The organism is Gilliamella sp. Nev5-1, assembly GCF_001690895.1.
Lineage (GTDB): Bacteria > Pseudomonadota > Gammaproteobacteria > Enterobacterales > Orbaceae > Gilliamella > Gilliamella apicola_C.
This window is the reverse complement of the sequence record NZ_LZHO01000060.1, coordinates 20,845-42,442: the sequence shown is the minus strand read 5'-3', so window position 1 is coordinate 42,442 and position 21,598 is coordinate 20,845. Positions and strand designations below refer to the sequence as shown.

Annotated in this window: 16 protein-coding genes, 2 tRNA genes, 2 rRNA genes and 1 pseudogene; 9 read left to right on the top strand and 12 right to left on the bottom strand. The window is 38.6% G+C overall.

Annotated features, from left to right (window positions below):
- The 4 genes from A9G41_RS08280 to A9G41_RS08265 form a co-directional block, all read right to left on the bottom strand.
- Window positions 1–2,831: ribosomal RNA gene (locus A9G41_RS08280) — 23S ribosomal RNA — on the bottom strand; the annotation flags it as partial.
- Between the two features lie 259 nt (window positions 2,832–3,090).
- Window positions 3,091–3,166, bottom strand: a tRNA-Ala gene (locus tag A9G41_RS08275).
- Window positions 3,167–3,218: 52 nt separating this feature from the next.
- Window positions 3,219–3,295, bottom strand: a tRNA-Ile gene (locus A9G41_RS08270).
- Window positions 3,296–3,353: 58 nt separating this feature from the next.
- Window positions 3,354–4,891: ribosomal RNA gene (locus A9G41_RS08265) — 16S ribosomal RNA — on the bottom strand.
- A 521-nt stretch (window positions 4,892–5,412) separates the two neighbouring features.
- On the opposite strand from A9G41_RS08265, the pseudogene A9G41_RS15070 reads away from it, so the two are divergent.
- Window positions 5,413–5,777: pseudogene (locus tag A9G41_RS15070) on the top strand (DUF4184 family protein).
- 322 nt (window positions 5,778–6,099) lie between these two features.
- Here the strand turns inward: A9G41_RS15070 and gmhB are convergent.
- On the bottom strand, window positions 6,100–6,636 hold the full coding sequence (gmhB, locus tag A9G41_RS08260) for a D-glycero-beta-D-manno-heptose 1,7-bisphosphate 7-phosphatase (protein ID WP_065566584.1): 537 nt from the start codon (window positions 6,634–6,636) through the stop codon (window positions 6,100–6,102).
- 115 nt (window positions 6,637–6,751) lie between these two features.
- On the opposite strand from gmhB, the gene metN reads away from it, so the two are divergent.
- From metN to tsaA, 4 genes are all read left to right on the top strand, one after another.
- Window positions 6,752–7,783, top strand: a complete 1,032-nt coding sequence (gene metN / locus A9G41_RS08255) for a methionine ABC transporter ATP-binding protein MetN (RefSeq protein WP_065582201.1) — start codon at window positions 6,752–6,754, stop codon at window positions 7,781–7,783.
- A 112-nt stretch (window positions 7,784–7,895) separates the two neighbouring features.
- On the top strand, window positions 7,896–8,537 hold the full coding sequence (locus A9G41_RS08250; protein WP_065566589.1) for a methionine ABC transporter permease: 642 nt from the start codon (window positions 7,896–7,898) through the stop codon (window positions 8,535–8,537).
- Between the two features lie 15 nt (window positions 8,538–8,552).
- Window positions 8,553–9,455, top strand: a complete 903-nt coding sequence (metQ, locus tag A9G41_RS08245) for a methionine ABC transporter substrate-binding lipoprotein MetQ (protein WP_065582202.1) — start codon at window positions 8,553–8,555, stop codon at window positions 9,453–9,455.
- Window positions 9,456–9,603: 148 nt separating this feature from the next.
- On the top strand, window positions 9,604–10,317 hold the full coding sequence (tsaA, locus tag A9G41_RS08240) for a tRNA (N6-threonylcarbamoyladenosine(37)-N6)-methyltransferase TrmO (protein ID WP_065582203.1): 714 nt from the start codon (window positions 9,604–9,606) through the stop codon (window positions 10,315–10,317).
- 216 nt (window positions 10,318–10,533) lie between these two features.
- Here tsaA and hslO read toward each other — a convergent pair whose 3' ends face one another.
- From hslO to A9G41_RS08225, 3 genes are all read right to left on the bottom strand, one after another.
- The gene (gene hslO, locus A9G41_RS08235; protein WP_065582204.1) at window positions 10,534–11,397 is read right to left on the bottom strand and encodes an Hsp33 family molecular chaperone HslO; all 864 of its coding nucleotides are present in this window, start codon (window positions 11,395–11,397) and stop codon (window positions 10,534–10,536) included.
- A 1-nt stretch (window position 11,398) separates the two neighbouring features.
- The gene (gene hslR / locus A9G41_RS08230; RefSeq protein ID WP_218057944.1) at window positions 11,399–11,794 is read right to left on the bottom strand and encodes a ribosome-associated heat shock protein Hsp15; all 396 of its coding nucleotides are present in this window, start codon (window positions 11,792–11,794) and stop codon (window positions 11,399–11,401) included.
- 108 nt (window positions 11,795–11,902) lie between these two features.
- On the bottom strand, window positions 11,903–13,453 hold the full coding sequence (locus tag A9G41_RS08225; RefSeq protein WP_065582206.1) for a hypothetical protein: 1,551 nt from the start codon (window positions 13,451–13,453) through the stop codon (window positions 11,903–11,905).
- 293 nt (window positions 13,454–13,746) lie between these two features.
- Here A9G41_RS08225 and greA point away from each other — a divergent pair, with 293 nt between their 5' ends.
- Window positions 13,747–14,223, top strand: a complete 477-nt coding sequence (greA, locus tag A9G41_RS08220; protein WP_065566577.1) for a transcription elongation factor GreA — start codon at window positions 13,747–13,749, stop codon at window positions 14,221–14,223.
- Between the two features lie 51 nt (window positions 14,224–14,274).
- Here the strand turns inward: greA and yhbY are convergent, their stop codons facing one another.
- Window positions 14,275–14,568: a ribosome assembly RNA-binding protein YhbY gene (gene yhbY / locus A9G41_RS08215; protein ID WP_065582207.1), complete on the bottom strand. Its 294-nt coding sequence runs from the start codon at window positions 14,566–14,568 to the stop codon at window positions 14,275–14,277.
- A 97-nt stretch (window positions 14,569–14,665) separates the two neighbouring features.
- Between yhbY and rlmE the strand changes: the two genes are divergently transcribed.
- The 3 genes from rlmE (at window position 14,666) to folP (ending at window position 18,267) form a co-directional block, all read left to right on the top strand.
- Window positions 14,666–15,292, top strand: a complete 627-nt coding sequence (rlmE, locus tag A9G41_RS08210; protein WP_065582208.1) for a 23S rRNA (uridine(2552)-2'-O)-methyltransferase RlmE — start codon at window positions 14,666–14,668, stop codon at window positions 15,290–15,292.
- Between the two features lie 85 nt (window positions 15,293–15,377).
- The gene (ftsH, locus tag A9G41_RS08205) at window positions 15,378–17,246 is read left to right on the top strand and encodes an ATP-dependent zinc metalloprotease FtsH (protein WP_255305719.1); all 1,869 of its coding nucleotides are present in this window, start codon (window positions 15,378–15,380) and stop codon (window positions 17,244–17,246) included.
- A 184-nt stretch (window positions 17,247–17,430) separates the two neighbouring features.
- Window positions 17,431–18,267, top strand: coding sequence for a dihydropteroate synthase (folP, locus tag A9G41_RS08200; RefSeq protein ID WP_075539543.1), 837 nt, complete (start codon window positions 17,431–17,433; stop codon window positions 18,265–18,267).
- Between the two features lie 1,078 nt (window positions 18,268–19,345).
- Here the strand turns inward: folP and ubiA are convergent.
- From ubiA to A9G41_RS08185, 3 genes are all read right to left on the bottom strand, one after another.
- Window positions 19,346–20,173, bottom strand: coding sequence for a 4-hydroxybenzoate octaprenyltransferase (gene ubiA, locus A9G41_RS08195; RefSeq protein ID WP_075539542.1), 828 nt, complete (start codon window positions 20,171–20,173; stop codon window positions 19,346–19,348).
- Between the two features lie 158 nt (window positions 20,174–20,331).
- Window positions 20,332–20,889 (bottom strand): TorD/DmsD family molecular chaperone, encoded by a 558-nt coding sequence (locus tag A9G41_RS08190; protein WP_082211794.1) that lies wholly within the window; start codon window positions 20,887–20,889, stop codon window positions 20,332–20,334.
- Window positions 20,890–20,972: 83 nt separating this feature from the next.
- Window positions 20,973–21,587: a DMSO/selenate family reductase complex B subunit gene (locus A9G41_RS08185; protein ID WP_065652597.1), complete on the bottom strand. Its 615-nt coding sequence runs from the start codon at window positions 21,585–21,587 to the stop codon at window positions 20,973–20,975.
- Window positions 21,588–21,598 lie beyond the last annotated feature (11 nt).

Here is a 21,598-nt window from a genome sequence, read left to right as displayed (position 1 = left end):
ATCTACGTCTTAGTCTCAAACGGACCTTACTGAATCTCTTCAGGGAAAACTCATCTCAAGGCTAGTTTCGTACTTAGATGCTTTCAGCACTTATCTATTCCGCACGTAGCTACCGGGCAATGCAATTGGCATCACAACCCGAACACCAGCGGTGCGTTCACTTCGGTCCTCTCGTACTAGAAGCAAACCCTCTCAATTTTCCTACGCCCATGGCAGATAGGGACCGAACTGTCTCACGACGTTCTAAACCCAGCTCGCGTACCACTTTAAACGGCGAACAGCCGTACCCTTGGGACCTACTTCAGCCCCAGGATGTGATGAGCCGACATCGAGGTGCCAAACACCGCCGTCGATATGAACTCTTGGGCGGTATCAGCCTGTTATCCCCGGAGTACCTTTTATCCGTTGAGCGATGGCCCTTCCATTCAGAACCACCGGATCACTATGACCTACTTTCGTACCTGCTCGAGCCGTCACTCTCGCAGTCAAGCTAGCTTTTGCCATTGCACTAACCTCCTGATGTCCGACCAGGATTAGCTAACCTTCGTGCTCCTCCGTTACTCTTTGGGAGGAGACCGCCCCAGTCAAACTACCCACCAGACAGTGTCCCTTACCTCGATTCAGAAGTATAGGTTAGAACATCAAACATTAAAGGGTGGTATTTCAAGGTCGACTCCACACACACTGGCGTGCATGCTTCTTTGCCTCCCACCTATCCTACACATTAAGGCTCAATGTTCACTGTCAAGCTATAGTAAAGGTTCACGGGGTCTTTCCGTCTTGCCACGGGTACACCGCATCTTCACGGCAATTTCAATTTCACTGAGTCTCGGGTGGAGACAGCCTGGCCATCATTACGCCATTCGTGCAGGTCGGAACTTACCCGACAAGGAATTTCGCTACCTTAGGACCGTTATAGTTACGGCCGCCGTTTACTGGGGCTTCGATCAAGAGCTTCTGCATAAGCATAACCCCATCAATTAACCTTCCAGCACCGGGCAGGCGTCACACCGTATACGTCCACTTTCGTGTTTGCACAGTGCTGTGTTTTTATTAAACAGTTGCAGCCAGCTGGTATCTTCGACTGATTTCACCTCCATCCGCATGGGACTTCAATTACCATCAGCGTGCCTTCTCCCGAAGTTACGGCACCATTTTGCCTAGTTCCTTCACCCGAGTTCTCTCAAGCGCCTGAGTATTCTCTACCTGACCACCTGTGTCGGTTTCGGGTACGATTGATTATAACCTGAAGCTTAGAGGATTTTCCTGGAAGCAGGGCATCAATTACTTCTGCACCTTAGTGCATCGTCATCACACCTCAGCGTCTCAGTGACCGGATTTGCCTAATCACACGCCTACATGCTTAACCCACCATCCAATAGGTGGTAAACCTAGCCTTCTTCGTCCCCCCATCGCAGTTATAACCAGTACGGGAATATTAACCCGTTTCCCATCAGATACGCCCTTCGGCCTCTCCTTAGGGGTCGACTCACCCTGCCCCGATTAACGTTGGACAGGAACCCTTGGTCTTCCGGCGAGCGGGCTTTTCACCCGCTTTATCGTTACTTATGTCAGCATTCGCACTTCTGATACCTCCAGCATGCCTCACAACACACCTTCTACGGCTTACAGAACGCTCCCCTACCCAATACACTTGCGTGCACTGCCGCAGCTTCGGTGCATAGTTTTAGCCCCGTTACATCTTCCGCGCAGGCCGACTCGACTAGTGAGCTATTACGCTTTCTTTAAATGATGGCTGCTTCTAAGCCAACATCCTAGCTGTCTAAGCCTTCCCACTTCGTTTCCCACTTAACTATGACTTTGGGACCTTAGCTGGCGGTCTGGGTTGTTTCCCTCTTCACGACGAACGTTAGCACCCGCCGTGTGTCTCCCATGATTAAACTTGTCAGTATTCGGAGTTTGCATCGGGTTGGTAAGCCGGGATGGCCCCCTAGCCGAAACAGTGCTCTACCCCCAACAGTCATTCATGAGGCGCTACCTAAATAGCTTTCGGGGAGAACCAGCTATCTCCCGGTTTGATTGGCCTTTCACCCCCAGCCACAGGTCATCCGCTAATTTTTCAACATTAGTCGGTTCGGTCCTCCAGTTAGTGTTAACCAACCTTCAACCTGCCCATGGCTAGATCACCGGGTTTCGGGTCTATACCCTGCAACTTAACGCACAGTTAATACTCGGTTTCCCTTCGGCTCCCCTATTCGGTTAACCTCGCTACAGAATATAAGTCGCTGACCCATTATACAAAAGGTACGCAGTCACTATTACCCAACGGTAACAGCTCCCACTGATTGTACGTACACGGTTTCAGGGTCTATTTCACTCCCCTCCCGGGGTTCTTTTCGCCTTTCCCTCACGGTACTGGTTCACTATCGGTCAATCAGGAGTATTTAGCCTTGGAGGATGGTCCCCCCTTCTTCAGACAGGATATCACGTGTCCCGCCCTACTCTATAAGCTTCCACATCATGCATTTTCATGTACGGGACTTTCACCCTCTATCGTGCGACTTTCCAGACGCTTCCACTAATACATCATGCTACCCGCTTGGGCTACTCCCCTTTCGCTCGCCGCTACTTAGGGAATCTCGGTTGATTTCTTTTCCTCGGGGTACTTAGATGTTTCAGTTCTCCCGGTTCGCCTCATATAACTATGAATTCATTATATGATAGTGTAGTCACCTACACTGGGTTTCCCCATTCGGACATCAACGGCTATAGCGCCTTTTATCGGCTCACCGTCGCTTTTCGCAGATTAACACGTCCTTCTTCGCCTCTGATTGCCTAGGCATCCACCGTGTACGCTTAATTTCTTAACCTTACAACTCACAGTTGTCTTGGTTTTCAATTTACGCTTTTTTCTCTTTCTTACTTCAATGCTTTTTATTTCCTTAACTTAACTCCATATCTATTGAATATATCATTAAACCAAAAATAAAAGCTTTCCGTAAAAACGAGAACTCGTTTCTTTCAGCTTGTTCCTAATTGTTAAAGAGCTTTATCTTTCTATTCACTCATCACTAAACCAAGCAAATACAAACATAATTTTTCATCATCGAATAATAGAGATATCTTTAATGGTGGAGCTAAGCGGGATCGAACCGCTGGCCTCCTGCGTGCAAGGCAGGCGCTCTCCCAGCTGAGCTATAGCCCCATTGTCTCACTTCATCAACTAATCAAGCTAAAATCAGCTTAATAAGTAGAATTGGTGGGTCTGAGTGGACTTGAACCACCGACCTCACCCTTATCAGGGGTGCGCTCTAACCACCTGAGCTACAGACCCAATAAAGTGACTCTTTCTTCTAAACAAACAATCTGTGTGAACACTTACGAGCTCTTCGTAAGGAGGTGATCCAACCGCAGGTTCCCCTACGGTTACCTTGTTACGACTTCACCCCAGTCATGAACCACACCGTGGTAAACGCCCTCCCGAAGGTTAAGCTATCTACTTCTGGTGCAACCCACTCCCATGGTGTGACGGGCGGTGTGTACAAGGCCCGGGAACGTATTCACCGTGACATTCTGATTCACGATTACTAGCGATTCCGACTTCATGGAGTCGAGTTGCAGACTCCAATCCGGACTTAGACGTACTTTATGAGGTCCGCTTGCTCTCGCGAGGTCGCCTCCCTTTGTATACGCCATTGTAGCACGTGTGTAGCCCTGGTCGTAAGGGCCATGATGACTTGACGTCGTCCCCACCTTCCTCCGCTTTATCAACGGCAGTCTCCTTTGAGTTCCCGGCCAAACCGATGGCAACAAAGGATAAGGGTTGCGCTCGTTGCGGGACTTAACCCAACATTTCACAACACGAGCTGACGACAGCCATGCAGCACCTGTCTCACAGTTCCCGAAGGCACTCCCATATCTCTACAGGATTCTGTGGATGTCAAGACCAGGTAAGGTTCTTCGCGTTGCATCGAATTAAACCACATGCTCCACCGCTTGTGCGGGCCCCCGTCAATTCATTTGAGTTTTAACCTTGCGGCCGTACTCCCCAGGCGGTCGATTTATCGCGTTAGCTTCGGAGCCCATCACTCTAGGCAACAAACTCCAAATCGACATCGTTTACAGCGTGGACTACCAGGGTATCTAATCCTGTTTGCTCCCCACGCTTTCGCATCTCAGCGTCAGTATCTGTCCAGAAGGCCGCCTTCGCCACCGGTATTCCTCCACATCTCTACGCATTTCACCGCTACACGTGGAATTCTACCTTCCTCTACAATACTCTAGTTAACCAGTTTTAAGTGCAATTCCTAGGTTGAGCCCAGGGCTTTCACACCTAACTTAATTATCCGCCTACATGCCCTTTACGCCCAGTCATTCCGATTAACGCTCGCACCCTCCGTATTACCGCGGCTGCTGGCACGGAGTTAGCCGGTGCTTCTTCTGTAATTAACGTCAATTGTTGCACCTATTAGATACAACACCTTCCTCATCACCGAAAGTACTTTACAACCCGAAGGCCTTCTTCATACACGCGGCATGGCTGCATCAGGGTTCCCCCCATTGTGCAATATTCCCCACTGCTGCCTCCCGTAGGAGTCTGGACCGTGTCTCAGTTCCAGTGTGGCTGGCCATCCTCTCAGACCAGCTAGAGATCGTCGCCTAGGTGAGCCTTTACCCCACCTACTAGCTAATCCCATATGGGTTCATCAAATGGCGCATGGCCCAAAGGTCCCATGCTTTGGTCTCTCAACTTTATGCGGTATTAGCAGTCGTTTCCAACTGTTGTCCCCCTCCATTCGGCAGATCCCCATACTTTACTCACCCGTCCGCCACTCGTCATCAAGTGCAAGCACTCATGTTACCGTTCGACTTGCATGTGTTAAGCCTGCCGCCAGCGTTCAATCTGAGCCATGATCAAACTCTTCAATTTAAAGTTTGATGCTCAATAACTGTCTCTGACATATTCAAATGAATCTTCAGTGTCACTTATCAAGACTTAACTTTTTAGTCCGTAGACTTTAATCTTTCGTCTCGCAAGTGCCCACACAGATTGTCTGTTTCTTATTTTTAAAGAGCTAACAGCCTTTTTAAATCAATCAACTTTCCGTTAATTTACTTCGCTGTCTCAAGGGTTGCATATACTACGCTAACCTTTTTTGTTCGTCAAGATCTTTTTTCAAAATTTTTGATCTTAATTTTTCACTAACTTGCCTCAGCTTTTCTCTGACGCCGTGTCAGTGGGTGCGCATTATAGGGACTTTAAAAATTCGTGCAAGGGGTTATTGTGCATTTTATTCTTGTTTGCTTTTTTTTTATTCAAGACGAACTAAAAACAAACTAAATTGAGTTATTGTAAAAGCAAATTTTAATATCTTTGGCGGATTGATTATATTTCTTATAACAGACAAAATAACTTCAAATTAAACGCGCTTTATTAAGTTAGAATAAAAAATGCCTTTTACACTCGCTCATCCTGCTATCATATTACCTCTATATAAGAAACCCCACCTATTTTCTATGACGGCTTTGATTATTGGTAGTATGTCGCCTGATTTTGAATACTTCTTAAGAGTGGAGGTAAAAAGCACTTTAAGTCATAGTCTAGCTGGTATTTTTTATTTGATTTACCAATGACCCCAGTTATTGCTTATATTTTTCATTTTATTGTCCGAAATACTTTAATTAAAAATTTACCTAATTTCTTTTATAAGCGATTTGCTAATTATTTAACTTTCAACTGGAATAAATATTACTGTCAGCATTGGGGAGTTGCTTTGTTCAACTTTTCAGTTTATTACAAGACACTGTTAATATAGGGAAAATGGAAATTCCAATTTATAAATTATTACAACATGGTAGTTCATTAATCGGTACGAGCTTGGTGTGACTATTTATTATTTACCAATTATAACATCTAAACAGAATAAAGTTGGTTTTCCATACTGGAGATTAATATCACTTATTACTTTGCTTATTTTTATATTTAGCAACTATTCTTTTCCTATAAATCAACTAGGCATAACTGTTGTTACTTTTATTAGTGCCTGTTTTATTGGATTAACCATTGCTCCACTAATACTTAAAAGTATCACTTTAATACAGCGTTTAATCTAAACGCTGTATTAGTTAAAACCACAATCAAGATTGGTTTTTTATTCTTTTTGGCAGATCAGCCAAACTATCAATAACCCAATCAGCTTGTTCTAATGCTTCTTCTGTTATGGTATCACCCGTTTTTACTAATACGGTTTTTTTAACACCCGCTTTTTTACCCGACAATAAATCAGACACTCTATCCCCAACCATATAGGAATTAGCAATATCAATTTTTAGTTCTTTGGCTGCTGTTTGAATCATACCGGGACTTGGTTTGCGACATTCACAGTTATCAATTAACGGATCATGAGGGCAATAGTACACACCATCTAAATCAACACCGCGATCTTGTAGTGACCAATCCATCCATTCTGTCAACGTGTGAAATTGTTCTTCAGTAAATATGTTTCTGGCAATACCTGATTGGTTAGTTGTGATGACTAACAAAAAACCCATTTTCTTGAGCTCTTGCATCGCATCAATAACACCATCAATGAAATGAAATTTATCAATGGTATGCACATAATTATAATCTACATTAATAGTACCATCTCGATCTAAAAAAATAGCAGGTTTCATATTGACTCTTTCCCTTTTAATTTAGGTATTACTCTACTTCGCATAGCATATTATCGATTGACTTAGATGTCTAGACGTCTTAATATTCATTTATTCATCTTTTTCTTTATATATTATGATACAACTACAACACATTTCGAAAACATTTGAGCATAATAAAACACCTATTTATGCTTTAAAAGATATTAATATCCATGTTCCTAAAGGGCAGGTTTATGGCGTTATCGGCAAATCAGGGGCAGGAAAAAGCACACTTATTCGTTGTGTTAATCTTCTAGAAAAACCGACTAATGGTAAAATTTTTTTTGATAATCAAGAAATAACACATCTATCAAATAGAAAGTTAATCAAAATACGTCAAAAAATAAGCATGATTTTTCAACACTTCAACTTACTTTCTTCACGGACAGTATTTGATAATATTGCATTTCCTCTTGAATTAAGCCAAACCCCAAAATCAAAAATCAAGCAAAAGGTTAATGAATTAATTGAATTAGTCGGCTTAGCTGAAAAAGCCGATGCTTATCCTTCGAATTTGTCTGGCGGCCAAAAACAACGAGTTGCCATTGCCCGAGCTTTAGCAAGTGAACCCAAAGTTTTATTATGCGATGAAGCAACAAGTGCCCTTGATCCTGAAACCACTCGTTCAATTTTGGCATTATTAAAAGATATCAACCAAAAATTAGGACTAACCATTTTATTAATCACACATGAAATGGATGTAGTAAAACAAATTTGTGATCAAGTAGCAGTGATCAGCAATGGAGAATTGGTTGAACAATCATCGGTAGGTGAAATGTTCTCACATGCAAAAACAGATATTGCACGACAATTTATTCAATCAACCTTGCATCTTAATATCCCTGATGATTATTTAACAAGACTATCATCTGAGCCAAAAGAAGGGCTCAATCCTTTAGTACGCTTAGAGTTTACGGGAGTTTCTGTCGACTCCCCCTTGTTATCGCAAATTGCTAAAGAATTTGAAATTGATAGTAATATTATTAGTGCACAAATGGATTATGCAGGGGGGGTTAAATTTGGCTTAATGCTAGCAGAAATGAAAGGGAACCCGAAAAGTATGGCACCAGCAATTCAATTTTTAATAAAAAATAATACCCAAGTAGAGGTTCTCGGCTATGTTTGATTTTATTCCTTCATTTAAACCTTTCGAATCACTATTTCACTATTTATCCCAATACAGCTTTTGGGGTGACTTTGTTGCTTTTTGTTCATCATACAATGGTTTTAATCAAGCTATGCTATTGAAAATGGCACAAGCCACTGATGAAACCCTTTATATGATCTTTCTATCGGGTTTTTGGGGAACGGTGATTGGATTACCTATTGGAATATTGCTTTATACAACACGCAAAGGGCAGATCTTAGATTGCTATATAACTAATAGTGCTATTTCATTTATTACTAATATATTTCGTTCTATTCCTTTCATTATACTAATTGTATGGATTATTCCTTTTACCACGTTGTTAATGGGAACCTTTATAGGTAAACAAGCAGCTGTAGTACCGTTAAGTATTGGTGTATCGCCATTAATTGCACGTATGATTGAAAATGCATTGTTAGATGTACCTAAAGGGTTAATTGAGGCGGCTAGATCAATGGGAGCAACACCATTTCAAATTATATATAAGGTTTTATTACCTGAATCATTACCTGTAATTGTTAATAGCATGACGATTACCTTAATTACTTTGACAGGATACATTGCGATGGCTGGAGCCGTTGGCGCTGGAGGTCTTGGACAACTAGCTATTCAATATGGTTACAACGGCTACAAGCCTGCTATAATGAACACTGTTTTGGTTATATTAATTATTATTGTCTTTATTATTCAATTTATTGGCAATAGGATTGTTAAACGAGTTACACATCATTAATTTTGGGAGAAATATATGTCTATTAAAAAGCTAGTACTTATTAGCACATTGGTAAGTGCATTTTTTTTAACTGGCTGTGATAATAATAAACAACCAGCCACAACAGATAGCAAATCAGCAGAGCCTGCTAAAGTAAGTTCTATCAAAGTAGGAGTGATTTCTGGTCCTGAACAAGAGGTCGCCGAAGTAGCTAAACAACAAGCAAAAGATCTTTATAATTTAGACGTTGAACTAGTTATTTTTAACGATTACGTTACACCAAACCAAGCATTAAATGACGGCTTAATTGAAGTGAACGCATTCCAACATAAGCCTTATTTAGATGAGCAAATAAAAGAACGTGGTTATAAATTAGCTGTTGTTGGAAACTCATTTGTTTATCCAATTGCAAGCTATTCTCGCAAATTAAAACCGATTGAAGAATCAACAGAAACAGGTGAAGGGGTAAAAGTGACATCACCACGCGGTGAAACCTTCTTTATTCCAGCTAATTCAACTATTGCTATTCCTAATGACCCAACCAACTTAGGACGAGCGTTATTATTATTACAACATGAAGGCATGATTACAGTTGATAAATCTAAAGGTTTATTGCCTACTGTACTTGATATCACTAGCAATCCTTACAACTATAAGATCGTTGAACTTGAAGCACCCATGTTGCCACGTTCATTAGATGATACTCAAGTTGATCTTGCAATTATCAATAACGCCTTTGCAGGGCAAGCCAACTTAACACCAAGTAAAGATGGTATTTTTGTAGAAGATAAAGAATCACCTTATGTTAACATTATTGTTTCTCGTGAAGCTGACAAAGAGAATGAAAGTATAAAAAACTTTGTTAAAGCATACCAAACTGACGCAGTGGCAGAAAAAGCTAACCAAATCTTTAATGGTGGCGCTATTCGCGGTTGGTAATAACTTACAATAAATACTTATTACTATCAATTCCGCCGGCTTCTGTTATCGGCGGAAAGCTATTAGCATAAAAGCTATTAGCATGAAAACTATTAGCATAAAGAAAATAAACCAATCCACTTAAAAATTTTCTATAAATCAATAAACAATGACATATCAAATAAAACCAATCGGCATAATCCGCTCCCCTTATAGTGAAAAATTTTCTGTGCCAAGGCAACCTAATTTAGTTAACGCAGGACAAGGCGATCTTTACTTATTAGCGCCTTACAATGATCCCGTCAGTGTTAAAGGGCTGGAACAGTTTTCACATTTATGGCTATTATTCCTATTTCACCATATTGCTCCTGAAAAATGGAGATTAACCGTACGCCCTCCTCGTTTAGGTGGTAATAAAACAATGGGAGTATTTGCTACACGCTCACCATTTAGACCTAATCATATAGGGCTTTCTGCTGTCGAATTAAAGGACATCCTTGTTGAAAATAAACAGGTCATTTTAAAACTAGGTAGCCTAGATTTAGTTGATGGCACGCCAATTATTGATATCAAGCCTTATATTCCTTATTGTGACAGCCATTCAGATGCATTTGCAGGATACGCACAATCTACACCTAAAGAAAAACTAACTGTTACATTTTCACAAAAAGCACAATTAATTTTAGATTTACAAAAACAGGATTATCCTCAGCTCACTGAGCTCATTACACAAGTTATTTCTCAAGATCCAAGGCCTGCCTACAAACAAAAAAAAATTAATGAACAAACCTATGGACTGACGCTTTACCATTTTAATATTAAATGGAAGATCAGCAATCAACACGCTCTTGTTGAAGATATCTATATAGATAATATATATTAGTTAGACAAAAATTTAGATCAAATATGTTCTTTATTCTAAATTTTTATTAATGAAAAGCAGGTTTATCAGTGTCTTTAATAAAAAATTACATGAAACCGTTAAAAAAAATTGGTAGATTTTGCTAATTCTGATAGACTAAATGCGGGTTTAATTTCCCTATATTTCACTTTGCCACTAAAACTTTATAAGTTTTAGTGGTTCTTTTTATCTGCAATATCAATGATAACTAAAGTTATGCTTGCTTCTCATTTCGGCAATATCGATTGAATCAAATAAATAATGCTTTCCGCAATAATCACAATGAATATCAATTTTACCACCCTGTTCAGCTAGAGTTTCATCAACTTCATTATTTGGTAAGGTCATTAAGCTATTCTCGCAACGTTGGCGTGAACATCCGCACTTAAAAATAATATCCTGTGTTTCAAAAAGGCGTACGTCTTCTTGATTATATAGGCGGTATAAAATCTCATCAGTAGGAAGCTGAAACAGCTCATCGCTAGTCATTGTCTCAGTTAATGCACAAAGATGCTCAAATGATTCATAGGTGTTTTCATGAGCGGGCAAAACTTGCAATAAAATGCCTGCTGCCATTGGCTTATTATTATACACTCCCGTTTTGACAAATAAGCGCGTTGGCAGTTGTTCCGATTGCATAAAATAGTTTTCGATACAACCAATAAGCGTATCTTTTTCTAATCCGACAATTCCTTGATAACGCTCACCGTGTTTTGGTGTGATAGTGATAACAACATAACCATTACCTACCATATCTTTAAGCGTCGCATTATCAGTGATCTCACCGTTAACTCGAGCAACACCACGTAACTGTTGTTGATCATTACCATTCACTACCGCTAAAGATAAAGCGCCATCACCCTGCAACTGCACAGCAATATCGCCTTCAAATTTTAGTGTTGCGGTTAATAAACTGGTTACAACCAACAATTCACCAAGTAATTTTTGTACCGCAATTGGGTATGAATGATTATCTAAAATCGCTTCATACGTCTGCTCAAGACGGGTAATTTCACCACGAATAGGGTGATTATCAAATAAAAAACGATTTAAAGTATCCATATTAATTGTTGTCACCTTGTTGTCTATTGTATTTAAATTTAATCAAATCGCGCCGCTCCTTTTTATCAGGTTTTCTATCGGGGTGCGGCATTGTCAATGCATTGAGTTTACGTGCTTGTGCTATTGTTTCTCGTTTAACAATACTATCGGGAGTTTCTAGATAAAGTTGTTGAGCCTCAGTAGCAGTTTTTCGTTGCTCGCTAATAGCTAAAATTTGAATTGTTTTTTGATCCAAACCTTGGCGAAGCGTTAAAATGGCCCCAACTTCAACAATTTTACTTGGTTTAGAGCGCTGACCATTATAATGTACCTTGCCACCTTCAACCATTTCTCGAGCTAATGAGCGAGACTTATAAAATCTTGCAGCCCAAAGCCATTTATCTAACCTTACAAGCAAAATAACACCTTCATATCATACTAATTGTTGAGCTTTCACGCTCAAACACACATAGAAAGCGCATCTTATACATCTTAACCAGTTATATAACGATGCTTTTAATAAAAATCAATGCTCAAGATTGATAATATAATCATTTCCCTCGTTTGTCGAAAACACCCCTGAAAAGCTAAATGGTCGAAATTGTCCATGTAAATTAGCTGAATAATTTATCGCTGTTGGAGGTTGCTTTACCAATTTCCAGTCTTCTAACAACGAACTGGTGATATTATATGCATTAAATTTCAAAGATAACGGCTCATTTTGCGACAGATCAATATCTGCTTGGGATTCGATCATGCCACTATTAACTAAAGAGCCAAAAGTTAACAAAGCATGATTTTGAGAATCAAATTTTAGGACCAGATCTGGATAACGAATATCAATTCTATTAAACGAACCTTTTTCTGATTTAAAAAACACAGTTCCTGAAAATATGCCTAATTTTTGATTTTCAGCTAAAACAACATTTGAACCTGAAGCTTGAAAATTATATAGGCTAAACGGAAAATCGCTGTATTTTCTAATTATTAAACTTTGTAAAATATCAAGTTTATCAACTATAATATGCTTAAAAATATCGGGTAACACGGGTAGCTCAAATTTTTCAGGAACGTCATAATTGATATCGGCTAATGTTAATTTCTCTAGCTGTAGGTCATTATCTTTCCATTTTCCAGAAAAATTTATACTGCCTTTATTCCATTTCGCTAACGCTTTTTGAATCGTCACTTCTTGATTATCGGATGATAATTGAACCAATACCGACGAAAATGACTGCTCATGTAAAACAACATTATCAGCATTAAAAGTAAAAGAGCTTTGCTCAAAACGCCACTTATCATCATAACAAAGATTGGTTACTTCAATATTGCCTTTCTCAATTAAAAAATGAGGCAATTGTATACTACTTTCAAGTATTGATAATTGCTTAATAGTTAATTTTGGCAAAATATGGGAATAGTTGCTCCAAAACGCCTCATCTGTTGATTGGAAATTGATATTATGTAACTTTAATTGATCAATATTCAAACTATTATCAGCAAGTACTTTTAATTTACTCACAAAAAAGCCATTATTAATATTTCCACCTAAATTAGTAATCGTTGTAACACCATCGCGATGGAACCCTTGAATAAGTAGTGATTTTATTGGAATTTGATTCACTAAAACATCTTGTGAAGAAAAATCAAATTGATACTGACCTGCTCCCGATGAAATAAAAGGTTGAATGCCCCCATTAATTTTATTGAATGAAAGTTTGTCTTTTCCATTGTTGACCAGAACATCAACGTTTGAATTAACAAATTTTAGCGTATTGCTTGAAAAGGCATAGTGGCCAAAGTGAGTATCAGCAACCGCGCCGTTAATAATGGTAATATAATTAAAGTGAGATAATTGCCAAAGATTGCTTTTATCCAATCCTATCACTAATTTAGGAATATGAATAATTTCTTGCTTATTATCGCTCACAACGACTTCATCAAAAGCCAATTCATAGAAATTTGAAAACGAATGATGAACGTTGCCTATTGAAATTGTATAAGAACTTAATCTAGATAATTGCTGACTAACTATTTTAGCGCCAAAAGAGGTTTGCACAACAAAATAAGACAACAAAACTAAAAGCCAAAAAATGAATAGAAAAATGATGATATAAAATCGTAATCGTCGCATAAATAAATTTAATTGTTATAATGAACTATGAATAATTGCATTACGATAACTGATTTTAACCAAAATAGCACCTCATTGCGTATAAATGATTTGTGGTTAAGTTGGTTTTACAGTTAAGATATAAACTTTCATTATATATTTTTAAATAATAACTGAACAACTCACTTTCCCCTTCTTTGATTAAGATAAGGGAGAGTTATTTTTATTTACTATAAGTAAAAACGGGAGATACCTAGATGAAACAAATCCCAATGACGGTTAAGGGAGCTGAATTATTACGAGCCGAGCTTGAAGAGCTCAAAAATGTCAAAAGACCACAAATAACAGCCGCCATAGCTGAAGCAAGAGCTCACGGCGATTTAAAAGAAAATGCTGAATACCATGCCGCAAGAGAACAGCAGGGCTTTTGTGAAGGCCGTATTCAAGAAATTGAAGGCAAACTTTCACAAGCACAAATTATTGACATAACTAAAGTAAAAAATACTGGGCGTATTATTTTTGGTGCAACAGTAACCGTTATCAATGTAGAAACAGACGAAGAAACAACCTATCGTATCGTAGGTGATGATGAGGCTGATTACAGGCAGAATCTTATTTCAGTCAATTCACCAATTGCTAGAGGTTTAATCGGCAAAGAAGATGGCGATACTGTACAAATTAAAACGCCAGGTGGTGATGTGGAATTTGATATTATTAAAGTGGAATATATCTAATCTTCAATACATTATAAATAACAAACAGGGCTTATAGCCCTGTTGTCGCATTTATTTAGGTAAAGTGATTTTCTTATCTTCACTTGGTCTAAAAATGGTAAAGTTAGAACCCACCAATTGCACTGGCAAAGCCTTTGTTTCACGAATAATAGCATCACAAATAAGCTTCTTCGTTTCGCGATCTTCCGCAGAAACCTTAATCTTAATTAACTCATGGAAATTTAAGGCGTTGTCAATTTCGGCAAGCACTCCCTCGGTAAATCCATTGGCCCCAATCATCACTATAGGTTTTAAATGATGAGCTTCACTTTTTAAATACTGTTTTTGTTTATTCGATAAATTCATTAAATTTTTATCACTTTAAGTTGTAATTTTGCTATTCTACCCTTATATATATTTGTAATCAATGAAGTGACCTCTTTACATTAAGGATTTATTAGCTGTGAGTAATAAAAAACGCTCAGCAAGTTCAACGCGTTGGCTCAATGAACATTTTAATGATCGCTTTGTACAACAAGCACAAAAAAAAGGCCTACGCTCTAGAGCATGGTTCAAACTCGAAGAAATACAAAAAAGTGACAAATTATTCAAACCAGACATTACCGTTGTTGATTTAGGTGCAGCTCCTGGTGGTTGGTCACAATATGTTGCATCACTTATAGGTAACAAAGGTCGCATTATTGCTTGTGATTTATTACCAATGGATCCCATTGTAGGTGTTGACTTTTTGCAAGGTGATTTTCGGGACGAAGCCGTTCTAAAAGCGTTACTCGAACGAGTTGGTGAAGAAAAAGTTCAGGTTGTCATGTCAGATATGGCGCCAAATATGAGCGGGCAACCCGCTGTTGACATCCCCAGAGCCATGTATTTAGTAGAGCTTGCATTAGAGATGTGTAGAGATGTGCTTGCGCCTAATGGTAATTTTATTGTCAAAGTGTTTCAAGGTGAAGGATTTGAAGAATACCTAAAACAAGTACGTTTGATGTTTAAAACAGTCAAAATTCGTAAGCCAGAGGCTTCGCGAGCTAGGTCTCGAGAAGTTTATATTGTTGCAATGGGGATGAAGTAGCCAGTTGTATAATTTTGTAGTACCATACTTCGTTAAATTTAGTCGTAACTGTTAATTTTTATGAGAGGTTTTTCTTTTGAACGACATGGTAAAGAATTTACTGATCTGGGGAGTTATTGCTGTAGTATTGATTACTGTATTTAACCAATTCAGTTCAATATCCAATAGCGGACCTCAAGTCAATTATACCCAATTTAATTCCGATATCACAGCTGGTAATCTCCAAGAAGTGCATATTAAAGGACGTGAAATTATTGCCACAACCAAAAATAATGGCAACTACGTCACTTACATCCCTTATTTAGATGAAAAACTAATGGATGACTTGTTAGCCAATAAAGTACCTGTCTATGGTGCACCTGATGAAAGACCAAGTTTAATAATGAGCATATTTATTTCTTGGTTCCCTATCATTTTACTTATTGGGTTCTGGCTCTTTATGATGCGCCAAATGCAAGGTGGTGGTAAAGGTGGTCCAATGTCAGTTGGCAAAAGCAAAGCCAAAATGCTAACGCCAGACCAAGTTAAAACCAAATTTATCGACGTTGCTGGCAGTGAAGAGGCAAAACAAGAAGTCACTGAAGTGGTCGATTTTTTAAGAGATCCAGGTAAATACCAAAAACTAGGTGGACGAATTCCAAAAGGTATTTTAATGGTTGGGCCTCCAGGTACAGGTAAAACATTACTAGCAAAAGCAATCGCTGGCGAAGCCAAAGTGCCTTTTTTCAGCATGTCAGGTTCGGACTTTGTTGAAATGTTTGTTGGTGTGGGAGCATCACGTGTCCGAGATCTATTTGAACAAGCGCGCAAACATGCGCCTTGTATCATCTTTATTGACGAAATTGACGCTGTAGGCCGAAAACGTGGCGCAGGCTCAATGGGCGGGCATGATGAACGTGAACAAACATTAAACCAAATGCTAGTTGAAATGGATGGTTTTGAAGCCAATAGTGGCATCATTATCATTGCAGCAACCAACCGAGCCGATATTTTAGATCCAGCCTTACTCCGTCCAGGTCGTTTTGACCGCCAAGTACAAATTGGCTTACCAGATATGAAAGGCCGAGAACAAATTCTTGCAGTGCATGTGCGTAAAGTGCCTCTAGGATCTGATGTTGATTTATCGGTACTAGCGCGTGGAACGCCGGGTTATTCTGGTGCAGAATTAGCGAATTTAGTCAATGAAGCGGCTTTATTTGCTGCGCGTCGCAATAAGCGTGTGGTCACAATGGATGAATTTGAAGAAGCTAAAGATAAGATTAACATGGGCACGGAAAGACGTTCATTAACCATGACTCAAGAGCAACTTATTTCAACCGCTTATCATGAAGCAGGACATGCTATTATTGGCTACTTAATGCCTGATCATGATCCTATCCATAAAGTCACCATTATTCCACGTGGGCGCGCACTTGGTGTAACCTTCTTCCTACCTGAAGGTGATCGTGTTAGTGAAAGTCGTGAAAAACTGGAAGGCGATATTGCAACCCTTTATGGTGGACGACTTGCAGAAGAACTCATCTACGGTGCCAATAAAATTTCTACTGGTGCATCAAATGATATAAAAGTTGCCACACAATATGCACGAGCGATGGTAACACAATGGGGATTTTCTGAACGCTTAGGTCCATTATTTTACGAAACCGATGATAATTCATACGGACGACCAAAAGATATTTCTGACGAAACAGCTAGAATTATCGACGAAGAAGTCAAAGCCATTATCGATCGTAATTATCAACGAGCTCGTCAAATATTAACTGACAATATCGATATCCTTCATGCAATGAAAGATGCGCTAATGAAGTATGAAACCATTGGAGCAAAACAAGTTGCAGATTTAATTGCACGTCGCCCGATTACAGCGCCTGATGATTGGACTGAAAGTGACGAACACGCAGCAAGCAAAATACCCAATGAAGGAAGTGACATACCGCCTCAATCAAAAGGTTAATAAGCTCAAATAAAATATAACGCGCTACGGCGCGTTTTTTATCGGTAAAATAAAAATAGATGATAAGTAAATTTACCTGAATAAAACAACAAGCAAGCTAAAAATTTAACTCAACCTAGTTGATAAGTCTCAATGCCATTTAAATTATTGCATTATTGACACTAACCATATAAGGCTTTTAATCATGGAAATACATTTTAAAAATCAAGTGATGGATCTTTCATTCCCACAAGTTATGGGCATTATAAATATGACGCCAGACTCGTTTTCTGACGGTGGGACTTATAACAATCTTGATGATGCCATGCGCCGGGTTGATAGCATGATTCAAGCTGGTGCAACATTTATTGACGTAGGTGGCGAATCAACACGCCCAGGTGCAACCGAGGTTTCCGTTGATGAAGAGCTTAACCGCGTTATCCCACTCGTTGAAAAAATTGCTCGTTATTTTGATGTCTGGATATCGGTTGATACCTCAAAACCACAAGTCATGACAGAATCTGCTAAAGCAGGCGCTCACCTAATCAATGATATTCGAGCCCTTACAGAGCCTAGTGCTATTGAAGCCGCTGCACAAACAGGGTTACCTGTTTGCATTATGCACATGCAAGGCGATCCTAAAACCATGCAAAATGCACCACACTACCAGCAAGACATATATCAAGAAGTCGACCTATTTTTTGCAAAGCATATAGATCGTTGCTTAAATGCTGGTATTGCCCGTGAAAAAATCATACTCGATCCTGGTTTTGGATTTGGCAAAACACTAGCCCATAATTATCGCCTATTAGCAATGCTTGAAAAGTTCCATCATTTCAACTTACCGTTATTGGTTGGCATGTCTCGAAAATCGATGATTGGGCAAGTATTAAATGTGCCGCCACAAGAACGTACTCTCGGCAGTGTTTCATGTGCCGTGATTGCAGCCATGAAAGGTGCCCAAATTATTCGTGTACACGATGTTAAAGAAACTTTTGATGCATTGCGGATTGTCCAAGCAACGCTTGCAGAGCAAGGCTAATAGGTTGGACAGTTGAAAACAAGACATTTTGCACTAAAAACAGTCAGAAAAGCCATTGATTTTATTCAAGTTTTTATTTTAATTTAAAAAAATCAACGACTTTCTTTATTGTTTAGTGATTTTGCTGTTCTAAGATAGTGTTGTGTCGGGCATTTTAGTTTTTATTAATAAAACAAGCTAGTGTTACCATGCCAAATTTAGCGGATTTGGTGCAAAATGCCGCACACTCACACAACGCTAAATAGACTAAACAAGGTATTTGCACTAAAAAACAGTCAGAAAACCCATTGATTTTATTGAAATTTTTATTTTAACTTTAAAAAAAAATCAACGACTTCCTTTATTGTTTAGTGATGTTACTGTTCTAAGATGGTGATGTGTCGGGCATTTTAGTTTTTATTAATAAAACAAGCTAGTGTTATCACGCCCAATTTAGTGGATTTGGTGCAAAATGCTGTACTCTCACACAACGCTAGATAGCCTAAGCAAGATATTTTTCACTAAAAAACAGTCAGAAAAACCATTGATTTTATTGAAGTTTTTATTTTAACTTTTTTAAAAAAATCAACGGCTTCCTTTATTGTTTAGTGATGTTACTGTTCTAAGATGGTGGTGTGTCGGGCATTTTAGTTTTTATTAATAATAACAAGCTATTGTTATCACTCCCGATTTAGCAGATTTGGTGCAAAATGCTGTACTCTCACACAACGCTGGATAGCTTAAGCAAGATATTTTGCACTAAAAAACAGTCAGAAAAACCATTGATTTTATTGAAGTTTTTATTTTAACTTTTTTAAAAAAATCAACGACTTCCTTTACTGTTTAGTGATGTTACTGTTCTAAGATAGTGTTGTGTCGGGCATTTTAGTTTTTATCAATAAAACAAGCTAGTGTTATCACGCCCGATTTAGTGGATTTGGTGCAAAATGCCGCACACTCACACAACGCTAAATAGACTAAACAAGGCATTTGCACTAAAAAACAGTCAGAAAACATATTGATTTTATTAAAGTTTTTAAGTAATTTATACTGCACTTGTTAACCTCTGTTCACGAGCGATCTAGTTTACGGCTCATTGTCAAGCAAACAACAAACCTAAAAAAATAATAAAACCAACATAATTATTATTCATAAAGGCACTAAAACATTTGTTTCTATCTCGGTTTTTTATGAGCCATTGTTGGTAAATAAATAGTCCTATAACCAATAATACAGCCATATAAAATATCAGCGATAACTGATTGATTAAACCAATAAATAACAAGCCAATAACAGATATTATCTGTAATAATCCAATAATTAATTTATCATAATTGCCAAATAAAATAGCCGTGGATTTGATGCCAATTTTTATATCATCATTACGATCTACCATCGCATATTGGGTATCGTAAGCAATTGTCCAACAGATATTAGTCAAGAAAAGTATCCAGCACGTTAAGGGGAACTGTTCAATGGTTGCTGCATATACCATCGGAATACTCCAACTAAATGCGATGCCTAAGGTGACTTGTGGTAAATGGGTGTAACGCTTCATGAAAGGGTAAATGAGTGCGGTAAGTAACGCAAAGCAAGCAATTAGCCATGACAGCTTATTTAAATTTAATAATAAACAAAGCGCTATCAGTAATAAGACCAATAGCGTCCATAGTGCGTTTTTTTCGGTTAATGCACCTTGAGCAAGGGGGCGGTTTTTTGTTCGCTCAACGTGTGCATCAAAGTGGCGATCGGCATAATCATTCACGACACAACCTGCCGAGCGCATAACAAACACGCCAAGCACAAAAATAATAGTAATATAAGTAGATGGATGACCCGTAAGCCAAATAGCCCAAAGTGTGGGCCAGAGTAAAAGCAATGATCCAATTGGCTTATCCAATCGCATGAGTTGTAAATAAGCTAACATTAATAATATCTATTTTAAATAAATCATAATAGCGATTATACCGATTACGCTAAAAGCTGCAATGTTATGGTATGGCAAGTTATACCCAATGAGTGATGCCAATGAATATTTGCCCAAAATAACCACATTAGATTGAATCGGTTTGCGTAAGATGTTAATCACAGCATGTGTAAATATTGCTCAGCAATTACCGCTAACGCTTGATAAAATGGGCTAATCTGGCTTTTCTGTAGCTTTTTTAAATAGGCTGATGACCAACTTAACAAATGTTCATCAATTAATTGTTTTGCCGTTACATGGTGATTATTTTCCAACAACATAGCGTATGCCATAAGCATTAATCCAAATTGATCTTCTGGCTCGTTTATTCCTGTATTGAGTTTTACCCCATGTTGTTGCAGAAATTGACGATAGCTTTCTAGTGATTTTCCTAGCAATAGGTTTTCTTTATCCAAATAAAATGAACCCCACGGGGGTACAGGCATTGTTCCCTGTCCTTCAAATAATAATGAAAATTGGTAATTAAGATCTGGATTATCAATTTGATTAGCTAATATATGGCACTGCTCATAAATAAGGATAGAATCTTTCCATGGGGCTAAATGGTTAATATGTAATAAGGCCTGCGTTAATGATGTAGTAACTTTACTATTGGGTGGATAATAAAGAAACATACCAAGTAGTTTGGCTAATGTGATAGAAACTAACTTATCCAAATAAATATCTCCTTAGAACGATTCTATCAGTTAGTTACACTGATACCCCCCCAAAAAAACCCGTGGTAATTATGACATATTACTTATACTTCTTCAGGATTAAGTATTTTACCTAAGGTATCGCCAGACATCTTAGCTTGTGCATGGGGTTTTATTACAATATTGGGCTTAGTGAGCTGTGAGCTTGGTAGTGGTGCAATATCGCATTGTTCGCCATAGTGCTGGCGTAGCGTTTCAATTTCATCAAAATCTAAAGCTCGCTGTGGGCATGACTCAACACAAACAGGCTTTAATCCCTCGGCAACACGTTCATAACAACCATCACATTTTGACATGACCTTTTTTTGATAATCAAATTGTGGTGCTCCATATGGACAGTGGGTTTCACAATTTCGGCACCCCATGCAAATGTCTTGATTAACAACCACTAAGCCATCTTGTGAACGTTTATGCATTGCCCCCGTTGGGCAACTCTGCACACAAGCAGGTTGTTCGCAATGATTACATGCGATAGACAAATAATAGGTAAAAGTATCATTTTGCCAAAGATTATCAACTTGCTGCCAACGACCACCACCATATTCATAAACACGGCGAAAACGGACGCCTAAAGCATTATCTTTTTCATCTTTACAACTCACTTGGCAAGTTTTACAACCCGTGCATTTTGAAGAATCAATATAAAATCCATATTGCATTTTTATTATCC

Excerpts from the sequence above, each read along its gene's own strand:
- A9G41_RS08185 (WP_065652597.1), bottom strand. The coding sequence starts at position 21,587 with ATGCAATATGGATTTTATATTGATTCTTCAAAATGCACGGGTTGTAAA.
- metQ (WP_065582202.1), top strand. The coding sequence starts at position 8,553 with ATGTCTATTAAAAAGCTAGTACTTATTAGCACATTGGTAAGTGCATTT.
- greA (WP_065566577.1), top strand. The coding sequence starts at position 13,747 with ATGAAACAAATCCCAATGACGGTTAAGGGAGCTGAATTATTACGAGCC.
- tsaA (WP_065582203.1), top strand. The coding sequence starts at position 9,604 with ATGACATATCAAATAAAACCAATCGGCATAATCCGCTCCCCTTATAGT.
- ubiA (WP_075539542.1), bottom strand. The coding sequence starts at position 20,173 with ATGTTAGCTTATTTACAACTCATGCGATTGGATAAGCCAATTGGATCA.
- metN (WP_065582201.1), top strand. The coding sequence starts at position 6,752 with ATGATACAACTACAACACATTTCGAAAACATTTGAGCATAATAAAACA.
- hslO (WP_065582204.1), bottom strand. The coding sequence starts at position 11,397 with ATGGATACTTTAAATCGTTTTTTATTTGATAATCACCCTATTCGTGGT.
- ftsH (WP_255305719.1), top strand. The coding sequence starts at position 15,378 with ATGGTAAAGAATTTACTGATCTGGGGAGTTATTGCTGTAGTATTGATT.
- yhbY (WP_065582207.1), bottom strand. The coding sequence starts at position 14,568 with ATGAATTTATCGAATAAACAAAAACAGTATTTAAAAAGTGAAGCTCAT.
- folP (WP_075539543.1), top strand. The coding sequence starts at position 17,431 with ATGGAAATACATTTTAAAAATCAAGTGATGGATCTTTCATTCCCACAA.
- A9G41_RS08250 (WP_065566589.1), top strand. The coding sequence starts at position 7,896 with ATGCTATTGAAAATGGCACAAGCCACTGATGAAACCCTTTATATGATC.
- gmhB (WP_065566584.1), bottom strand. The coding sequence starts at position 6,636 with ATGAAACCTGCTATTTTTTTAGATCGAGATGGTACTATTAATGTAGAT.